The following is a 9,389-nucleotide window of genomic DNA, read 5'->3' on the forward strand; positions in this document are numbered from 1 at the left end:
ATGCTCGGGGAGTCGGCGGCAGCGACCTCGCTGGCGGGTGGAACAGGCGGAGCGGAGCGGCTCGCCGAGCTGATTCCCCTGGCGCTGCGGGGAATGGCGGCGGGGGTCGCCGAACGCGGCGGCCCGGTGCCCGCCGGGGGACCGGCCGCGGTCGCCGCCGGTCTCGCGGCCGCGGGGAGTGACGCCGCGCGCACGCTTCCGGCGCGGGGCATCGGCGCCGAACGGGCGCTGACCGAGCTCAGCAGGCTGCTCGCCGCGGGCTCGGCGGATCCCGCGGACCCCGCCTGCGCCGCCCACCTGCACTGCCCGCCGCTGGCCGTCTCCGTCGCCGCCGATGTCGTGGCGAGCGCGCTCAACCCGTCGATGGACTCCTGGGACCAGGCGCCGGTAGCGAGCGAGCTGGAGCGCGAGTTCACCGAGGGGATCGCCCGGCTCTGCTACCCCGGCGATTACCCCGGCGAGGCCGCGCCCGACGCCGTGGTCACCTCCGGCAGCACCGAATCCAACCTGCTCGGCCTGCTGCTCGCCCGTGAACTCTCGCCCGGCCTCGCGGTGCGCCCGGTCTGCGGCGCGAACGCGCACCACAGCGTGGCGCGGGCCGCCTGGCTGCTCGGCCTGCCCGCGCCCGTGATCGTCGCCTGCGAGGACGACCGGATGCTCCCGGCCGCGCTGGCCGAGGCGCTCGCGCCGCTCGGCGCGTCCGCGATCGTGGTCGCCACCGCCGGCACCCCCAACACCGGCCGGCTCGACCCGCTGCCCGAGATCGCCGCGCTGTGCCGCCGGTTCGGCGCCCGCCTGCACGTCGACGCCGCGTACGGCGGGATGGCGCTGTTCAGCCCCCGGCGGCGGCCCGCGCTCGCCGGGCTGGACCTGGCCGACTCGATCGCGCTGGACATGCACAAGTTCGGCTGGCAGCCGGTCGCCGCCGGGCTGCTGGCCTGCCGCGCGGAAGCCGATCTCGCCGCGCTGACCGTCCGCGCCGAGTACCTCAACGCCGACGACGACACCGAGGCCGGGCTCCCGGACCTGCTGGGCCGCTCGCTGCGCACCTCCCGCCGCCCGGACGCGTTCCGGATGGCCGTCACCGTGCGCGCGCTCGGCACCGACGGCCTCGGTGAGCTCGTCGAGCGGTGCTGCGACACGGCCACCGGCGTCGAGGCGCTCGTCGCAGCCCACCCCGGCCTGCGGTCCTGGGGGAAGCCGTCGCTGTCCACCGTGCTGTTCCGGCCGGTGCTCGCCGACGCGCTGGCCGAGCCGATGGCCGACGCGCTCGTCGCCGGGGTGCGCCGCGCACTGCTGGAGGCGGGCACCGCGGTGATCGGCCGGGCGTCGATGCCCACCGGTCCCGATGGCGCGCCCCAGCTGTGGCTCAAGCTGACGCTGCTGCACCCGCACACGGCCGCCGCGGACTACCGGGAGCTCCTCGACCGGGTGGTCGTCACGGCCGCGAACGAGCCGCGGGCCGTGTGCGCCGAGGCCGAGGGAAGCCCGGTCGCTTCGTGAACCGCTTCGACCTGGTCGGCGTCGGCGTCGGCCCGTTCAACCTGTCCCTCGCCGCACTGGCCGCGCCCGTCCACGGGCTGAACGTCGCGCTGTTCGACTCCCGAGCCGAGTTCCGCTGGCACCCCGGGCTGCTCGTCGACGGCGCGACGCTGCAGGTGCCGTTCCTGGCCGACCTGGTGTCACTGGTGGACCCGACCAGCCCACTGTCCTTTTTGAACTATCTGCGGGAGAAGGGCCGTCTGCTGCCGTTCTACTTCGCCGAGCGGTTCCACCTGCCGCGGGCGGAATACGACGACTACGGCCGCTGGGCGGCGGAGCGCCTGCCGAGCTGCCGGTTCGGCCACGAGGTGACCGGTCTGCGCTGGCTGGGCGTCGAGCGGGCGTTCGAGGTCTCGTTCGCCGCGGCCGAGCCCGTGCTGGCCGGTGCCGTCGTGCTCGGGGTCGGCTCGGTGCCCTCGGTCCCGGAGCCGCTGAAGGCGCTGGTCGCCGGGAAGCAAACGCTTGCGCTGCACTCGGCGGACTACCTGACGCACCGCCCGGCGCTGCTGGCGGCGGAGAGCGTCACCGTGATCGGCTCCGGGCAGTCCGGCGCCGAGGTCTTCCTCGACCTGCTGCGCTCACGGTCCACTGTGGACGGCCTACGGTGGCTGGCGCGGACCCCGGCCTTCGCGCCGATGGAGTACTCGAAGCTCGGGCTGGAGCAGTTCACCCCGGACTACACGGCGTACTTCCACCGCCTCCCCGAGCACGTCCGTGACAGCCTCCTGCCCGCGCAGTGGCAGCTGTACAAGGGCATCGACGCCGAGACGATCGCCGCGATCCACGACGAGCTCTACCGGCGCGGCATCGGCGGCACCTGGCCGTCGGCCACCCTCAGTCCTGGCGTCGAGGTCGTCTCGGCGACCTCGGATGAGGGCGGCATCGAGCTCACGGTGCGCCACGTCCAGCAGGACCGGACCGCCCTCGTCCGCACCGCCGCCGTGGTGACCGCGACCGGGTACGCCGAAACGCCGACCGGCCCGCTGCTGGCCGGGCTGGGCGAGGCCGTCGAGCGGGACTCGCGGGGCAGGCTCGTGGTCGAACGGGACTACCGGCTCCGGCTCGGCGGCGACGTGACCGGGCCGGTCTTCGTGCAGAACGCCGAGCGCCACACCCACGGCCCCGGCGCGCCCGACCTCGGGCTCGGCGCCTGGCGCGCGGCGGCCATCCTCAACGCGGTGTGCGGGCGGCAGGTCTACGCACTGCCCGCGCGCACCGCTTTCACCACGTTCGGCATCGATCCCACGGAGGCGTTGTGACCGACGAACACTGGCGCGCGGCGGGCTCGCTCATCGTGCACAAGATGCTCGGCGAGCTGTCGTACGAGGCCATGCTGGTCCCTGAGGCCGGTGACGAAACCGAGCGCGGGCACCGGTTGTGGCGCCTCGAGCTGCCCGGCGTCGTCTACACGTTCCAGGCCAGGCGCGGCGCCTTCGAGTCCTGGACGCCGAGGCCGGGCAGCGCGACCCGGCAGGCGGATGACGCGGCACCGGCACCCGCCGACGATCCGCGCGCACTGGTCGTCGACGCCCGCGCGACGCTCGGCCTGACCGGGCTCCGGCTCGCCGACGTGCTCGCCGAGCTGACCGCGACGGTGACGAACGAGGCCGCGCGGCTGCGGCGCGCGCCGAGCGCGGCCGAACTGTCCACACTGGACTACAACCTGGCCGACGGGCACCTGACCGGGCATCCCCGGCTGGTGCTGAACAAGGGCCGCGTCGGGTTCTCCGCGCGTGATCGCGCGCGGTACGCGCCGGAGGCGGGGGCGGACATCGCGCTGCGCTGGCTCGCCGTGCACCGCGACCACGCGGAGTTCCGCTGTGTCGGCGAGCTGAGTGAGCAGGGGCTGCTGGCCGCCGAACTCGACGACGAGCAGCGCGCCGGGTTCACCGCGCGCGTGCGTGAGACCGGGGATCCCGCGGACTACGTCTGGGTGCCGGTGCACCCGTGGCAGGCCGACGAGATCGTCGGCACGCTCTATGCCGCCGAGCTGGCTGGCGGCACCGTCATCGACCTCGGTGACGGCCGGGATCACTACCGTCCACATCAGACGGTCCGGACGCTCGCCAATGTCAGCAGGCCGGACCGGCACGACGTCAAGACCGCCGTGTCCGTGCGGAACACGCTGGTCTACCGCGGCTTGAACTCGGCCGCGACGCTGGCCGGGCCCGGCGTCACCACCTGGCTCCGCACACTCAGCGCGGCCGACCCGCTGCTGTCGGAGAAGTACCGTTTCGAACTGCTCGGCGAGGTGGCCAGCGTCTCGGTGCGGCACCCGTTGTTCGGCGCGATCGAGGAGCTGCCGTACCGCTTCCACGAGACCCTCGGCGCGTTGTGGCGCGAGCCGCTCGCCGCGCGGCTGTCCGGCGATGAGCGCGCGATCTCCTTCGCCGCGCTGCCGTACCGCGATTCGGCGGGGACAGCGGTCATCTCCGAGTTGGTCACGGCGTCCGGGCTGACCGCCGAACAGTGGTGCGCCGAGCTGTTCGACCAGCTGCTCACGCCGTTGCTGCAGTGGCTTCTCCGCTACGGCGTGGGGTTCTGCCCGCACGGCCAGAACCTGATCCTCGTCGTGGACGGCGCCGGGCGCCCGCGGCGCGTGGTGATCAAGGACTTCGCCCAGGGCGTCGACCTGATGGACGAGGAGCTGGACTGCTACCGGCTGCTGCCGCCCGAGGCGAACGAGGACATGCTGCGCTGGCCCGCGCACCTGCTCGCGCAGTCGCTGTTCAGCTCGGTGTTCTCCGGGCAGCTGCGGTTCTGGGCGGAGATCCTGCTCGACGACCTGGCACTGCCGAGGGCCCGGTTCTGGGCGCTCGTGCGCGAGGTGGTCGGCCGCTACCGCGAGCAGAACCCGGACGTGGCCGAGAGGTTCGACGCCTGCCTGCTCTTCGCGCCCGACGTCGAACGGGTGACGCTCAACCGCGAGCACTTCGCCGGGCAGGGCTTCGACAAGGTCGAGCGGGACGACGAGTTCGACGTCCGGTGGGGCCGCGTGCCGAACCCGCTCTACGCCGCGGACCCGGCGGGCGCGTGGTGAACCCCGCGCTCCGGCAGGCGTTGTCGGAGGACGCGACGCGGCTGCTGCTGCTCGTGCCGGACCCGCACGCGCGCTTCGCCGCGGTGGAGCTGGCGTCGCCCTTCGCGGCCGAGGCGCTCGACGACGGTTACGGCGTCTGCAGCTACGTGTTCGCATGGAATCCGGCGCGAGAGCCGCTGGAGGCACCCGAGCTCGCGCGCTATCTGGGCGGCTACGGCGACCTGCGGATGTGTCCGGACGTCGGCAGCGCCGTGTTCCTCGGCGACCGGACCTGGGCGGTCGTGTGCGACGCCGAATGGCCCTCGGGCGAGCCCGCCGCGCTCGCACCGCGCCAGATCCTTCGCGAGCGGCTCGCCGCGTTGGGGAAGCACGGCTTGACGCCGTCGATCGGCATCGAGCACGAGGTCGTCTTCCGGGATTCCGGCGGCGAGCCGATGACCGCGCACGGCGTCGACTACGCGCTGGGCGGGACCGAGCCGCTGGCCCCTCTCCTGCGGGACCTGCGCGGGGTGCTCGAAAACGCGGGACTCGGGGTCGAATCGGCGCGCGCGGAATGTCATCCGGGGCAGTATGAGATCGTCCTGCGGCATCGCAACGCCCTGTCCGCCTGCGACGACGCGCTGCTGCAGCAAGTGCTCGTCCGCCGCGCGGCCGCGGCGCACGGGGTGAGCGCCGACTACCTGGCGGCTCCCGAACCCGGCCGGGGCAACTCCTGTCATGTCCACTTGTCACTGTCCACTTCGGACGGTGTGCAGGCCGGGATCGACGGCGCGCTGGGCGGTTTCCTCGCCGGGGTCCTGCGGGACGCGCGGGCGCTGACGGCGTTCTGGGCCCCGACGTGGAACAGCTACGTGCGCCTGCGGACCGCCCCGTTCTCCCCACGTGTGCTGCGCTGGGGCGCCGACGACCGCACGGCGGCCGTCCGCCTCGTCGGCGCCGGTGCGGCACAACGGCTGGAGTTCCGCTTCGCCGGGGCCGACGCGCAGCCGCACCTGGTCGTCGCCGCCCTGCTGGCCGCCGGGACCGCCGGAATCGCGGAAGGCCTGAAACCGCCCCCGGCGGGCGCCGACCTGGGCGAACTCGCGTCGTCCCCCTGGGAGGCCCTCGCCGAGCTGACCGGCGGCCGCGCTGCCGCACTCCTGGGCACCGACGTCGTCGCGCACCGCGCGGCGCTCCTGCGCGAAGAACTGGACGCGGGCCTGAACGCCGTGACGGACTGGCAACGAGCACGCGGCGCCTTGCGTTCTTGACTGCCCCTGAAGGCCACCTTCACAGCGTTTTACGCCGTGAAGGTGGCCTTCAGAGGCAGTGTGGGTTGCGCTGGGCGGCGCCGGTAAGCAGGCTTCTCCTCGTGAGCGACCACGAGTACGACCTCTACGCCGTCGGCTTCCCGGCGCTCGCCGCGACCTCAATGGACCAGGGCAGGCTGGCGGCGTACCACGCGTTCGGGGAACCGGCCAACGAACTGGCCGCGCTGCAGCCGATCGGGATCTACAGCATCCCGGAGATCTCCTGCTGCGGCGCCACCGGGGCTGGGCTGACGTCCTCGTCCACGCCGTACGAGGTCGGGACGGCGCGTTATCGCGAGCTCGCGCGCGGGCAGATCACCGGTGACACCTACGGCATGCTCAAGCTGCTGGTGTCCACCACGGACCGGAAGCCGCTGGGCGTGCACGTGTTCGGCACCGGCGCCACCGACCTCGTCCACATCGGGCAGGCCGTGATGGGCTGCGGCGGCACGGTGGACTACCTCGTCGACGTCGTGTTCAACTACCCGACACTGTCCGAGGCGTACAAGGTCGCCGCGCTCGACGCGACGAACAAGATCCGCGCACTGGAAAGGTTCACCCAGGCATGAGGTTCATGATCATCCGCAAGGCCGACCCGGAGACCGAGGCCGGGCTCATGCCCAGCGAGGAGCTCATGTCCGCGATGGGCGAGTACAACAAGGAGATGGCCGAGGCCGGGGTGCTCCTGATGGGTGACGGCCTGCGCGCGAGCTCGTTCGGCGCGCGGGTCGAGTTCGCCGGCGGCTCACCGACGGTGACCGACGGCCCGTTCACCGAGTCGAAGGAGCTCATCGCCGGGTTCTCGATCATCGAGGTGGCGTCGAAGGCGGAAGCCGTCGAGTGGGTCCGTGGCTGGCCCGTCCTCGACGGCGGCGGCTCGGCGCGGATCGAGCTGCGGCAGCTGTTCGAGCCCGAGGACTTCGCCACGGAGAATCTTTCGGAGTAGTCCTGTCGATCCGGCCGCCGCCCGTTCGACGGATAAGTATGAAACTGACCCTCACCACCTTCCTCACCCTCGACGGCGTCATGCAGGCACCGGGCGCCCCGGACGAAGACCGCACCGGCGGCTTCGCGCACGGCGGCTGGCTGATGCCGTACGCGGACGACGACATGGGCGCACTTGTGGTGGACTGGTTCGCCAAGGCGGACGCGTTCCTCCTGGGCCGCCGGACGTACGACATCTTCGCCGCCCACTGGCCGTACGTGGGCGGCGAGGACCCCATCGCGGCCGCGCTGAACACCCTGCCCAAACACGTCGTGTCCTCGGCCCCCGGCGCCCCGGCGTGGCACAACGCGGAGCGCGTCACGCTGGACGACGTCGCCTCGCTGAAGGCCAGGCCGGGCCGGGAACTGCAGGTCCACGGCAGCGGGCAGCTCGCGAGGACGTTGATGGCGCGTGGCCTGATCGACGAGTACCGCCTGCTGGTCTTCCCGGTCGTGCTGGGCACCGGCCGCCGTTTCTTCGAGGAGCCGGACCAGCTCGCCGCCCTGCGTCTCACCGGCACGAAGACCGCCCGCTCCGGCATGGTCGCGCACACCTACGAGCCCGACGGCGCGCCCCGTTACGGCTCCGCCGCGCTCACCGGTTAGGGCTGTGTCCGGCAGCTGTGTCCGCCTCCGGATCTCGTTTGACAGCTATTAGAACATGTGTTCGACTGACTGGGTGCGATGGGACGGACAACGAGCGGACCGGGCCGACCAGGCCCTGCCAGGGCTCGACGGGTTGGTGCGCTCGGTGCGCCCGCCCGACTTCGACGGCGTCACCTTTCACGAGGTGCACGCCAAATCGGTGCTGAACAAGATCCCGGACGGCTCGGGAGTGCCGTTCGGCTGGACGGTCAACCCGTATCGCGGCTGTTCACACGCGTGCACCTACTGCATGGAGGGGGAGACGGCGATCCTGACCGCCGACGGCCGAACCAGGCCGCTGGCCGATCTCGCGCCCGGTGACGAGATCTACGGCACCAAGGGCTACGGCGCCGGGCGGAAACTGGTGCGCACTACCGTCTTGGCGCATTGGTCGACACTGAAACCGGCGTATCGCGTGACGCTGGAGGACGGCACGACGCTGGTCGCCAGCGGGGAGCACCGGTTCCTCACCGCGCGCGGCTGGAAGCACGTCACCGGCAGCAAATGGGGCACCGCCCAGCGGCCGCATCTGGCCGAGGGCACCGAACTCGTCGGTGTCGGGCTCCCGGCCAAGACCGCGGAGGACACGTTCGGCTACCGGGCCGGGTACCTGTGCGGGATGCTGCGGTCCGGCGGGTTCGCCACCGAACGCGAAGCGACCGGCCGCGCGGTGCGCTACCTGCCGGATTTCGGCGCGTCGACCGGGTTCGTCAAGGTCCCACCGACGCCGGACGCCCACTGGCAGCGGGGTTTCCTGGCCGGGACCTTCGACCTGGCCGGGACGCACCGGCGCGGCTCGCTGACGTTCGCCCACGAGGAGGAGGAGATCGTCGAGACGCTGTGCGCCGCGCTCGAGGCGTTCGGCTTTCGTTACGAGACAAGCGAAAACGAGCGGCGGCCGCGGGTGCGCGCGGTGCGGGTGCTCGGCGGCGCGGCGGAACACCTGCGGTTCTTCCAGCTGACAGATCCGGCCGTCACCCGGAAACGGACGCTCGACGGGATGGCGTTCGGTACGGCCAGGCTGCGGGTCACCTCGGTCGCCGCCCTGGGGCTCGAACTGCCGCTGTTCGACATCACCACCGGCACCGGCGACTTCATCGCCAACGGGATGGTGAGCCACAACTGTTTCGCCCGCAACACCCACACCTACCTGGATTTCGACGCGGGCAAGGACTTCGACACCCAGGTCGTGGTCAAGATCAACGCGCCCGAGGTGCTCGCCGCGCAGCTGCGCAAACCGGGCTGGCGGCGCGAGCACGTCGCGATGGGCACCAACACCGACCCGTACCAGCGCGCGGAGGGCCGGTACCGGCTGATGCCGCGCATCATCACCGCGCTGGCCCGTTCGGGCACGCCGCTGTCTATCCTGACCAAGGGCACGGTGCTGAGCCGCGACCTGCCGCTGCTGGAGAAGGTCGCCGAGGACGTCCCGGTGGGGCTGGCGGTGTCGATCGCGCTGCTGGACCGTGAGCTGCAGCGCCGCCTCGAACCGGGCACCCCGAGCCCGCAGGCGCGGCTGGAGCTGGTCCGCAAGGGCCGGGCCGCCGGGCTGCCGGTCGCGGTGCTGGTGGCGCCGATCCTGCCCGGCCTCACCGACTCGGTCGAGGCGCTGGACGCGCTGTTTGCCGAGCTCGCGGAGGCGGGCGCGAGCAGCGTCTCGGCGATCCCGCTGCACCTGCGCCCCGGCGCCCGCGAGTGGTTCGCGTCCTGGCTGGGCCGCGAACATCCCGGCCTCGTGCCGCTGTACCGGCGCATCTACGGCCGCGGCACCTACGCGAGCAAGGAGTACCGCGTCCGGCTCGCCGAACGAGTGGCCGTCCTCTTGCGCCGCAACGGCCTCGCCCCCAAAACAGGCTACGACCCCCGCGCGAGCACCCCCGCCCCCGCCG

7 protein-coding genes and 1 pseudogene are annotated in these 9,389 nt (G+C 72.6%); all 8 read left to right on the forward strand.

Going from position 1 to position 9,389, the window contains the following annotated elements:
* On the forward strand, nucleotides 1–1,503 hold the full coding sequence (locus QMK34_RS38320) for a pyridoxal phosphate-dependent decarboxylase family protein (protein WP_326419685.1): 1,503 nt from the start codon (nucleotides 1–3) through the stop codon (nucleotides 1,501–1,503).
* Nucleotides 1,500–2,801 carry a lysine N(6)-hydroxylase/L-ornithine N(5)-oxygenase family protein gene (locus tag QMK34_RS38325; RefSeq protein ID WP_326419686.1) on the forward strand — a complete coding sequence of 434 codons (1,302 nt, stop codon included), beginning with the start codon at nucleotides 1,500–1,502 and terminating at the stop codon, nucleotides 2,799–2,801. The genes QMK34_RS38320 and QMK34_RS38325 overlap by 4 nt, the downstream gene beginning before the upstream one ends.
* A gap of 44 nt (nucleotides 2,802–2,845) precedes the next feature.
* Nucleotides 2,846–4,582 carry an IucA/IucC family protein gene (locus tag QMK34_RS38330; protein ID WP_326419692.1) on the forward strand — a complete coding sequence of 579 codons (1,737 nt, stop codon included), beginning with the start codon at nucleotides 2,846–2,848 and terminating at the stop codon, nucleotides 4,580–4,582.
* Nucleotides 4,579–5,832, forward strand: coding sequence for a glutamine synthetase (locus tag QMK34_RS38335; RefSeq protein WP_326419687.1), 1,254 nt, complete (start codon nucleotides 4,579–4,581; stop codon nucleotides 5,830–5,832). Before QMK34_RS38330 ends, QMK34_RS38335 begins: the two co-directional genes overlap by 4 nt.
* 131 nt (nucleotides 5,833–5,963) lie before the next feature.
* Nucleotides 5,964–6,440, forward strand: a pseudogene (locus QMK34_RS38340) (Si-specific NAD(P)(+) transhydrogenase); the annotation flags it as partial.
* Nucleotides 6,437–6,817: a YciI family protein gene (locus tag QMK34_RS38345; protein ID WP_326419689.1), complete on the forward strand. Its 381-nt coding sequence runs from the start codon at nucleotides 6,437–6,439 to the stop codon at nucleotides 6,815–6,817. The pseudogene QMK34_RS38340 and the gene QMK34_RS38345, both read left to right, overlap by 4 nt.
* A 38-nt stretch (nucleotides 6,818–6,855) precedes the next feature.
* Nucleotides 6,856–7,461, forward strand: a complete 606-nt coding sequence (locus QMK34_RS38350) for a dihydrofolate reductase family protein (RefSeq protein ID WP_326419690.1) — start codon at nucleotides 6,856–6,858, stop codon at nucleotides 7,459–7,461.
* A 73-nt stretch (nucleotides 7,462–7,534) separates the two neighbouring features.
* Nucleotides 7,535–9,389, forward strand: a 1,855-nt coding sequence (locus tag QMK34_RS38355; protein ID WP_326419691.1) for an intein-containing Rv2578c family radical SAM protein, incomplete at its 3' end; no start/stop codon positions are given.

It is taken from the genome of Amycolatopsis sp. H20-H5 (genome assembly GCF_035828755.1).
Classification (GTDB): Bacteria; Actinomycetota; Actinomycetes; order Mycobacteriales; family Pseudonocardiaceae; genus Amycolatopsis.

What these genes read in the sequence shown, in the direction of transcription:
- QMK34_RS38320 (WP_326419685.1), top strand. Translation starts at nt 1, where the DNA reads ATGCTCGGGGAGTCGGCGGCAGCGACCTCGCTGGCGGGTGGAACAGGC.
- QMK34_RS38330 (WP_326419692.1), top strand. Translation starts at nt 2,846, where the DNA reads ATGCTCGGCGAGCTGTCGTACGAGGCCATGCTGGTCCCTGAGGCCGGT.
- QMK34_RS38345 (WP_326419689.1), top strand. Translation starts at nt 6,437, where the DNA reads ATGAGGTTCATGATCATCCGCAAGGCCGACCCGGAGACCGAGGCCGGG.
- QMK34_RS38350 (WP_326419690.1), top strand. Translation starts at nt 6,856, where the DNA reads ATGAAACTGACCCTCACCACCTTCCTCACCCTCGACGGCGTCATGCAG.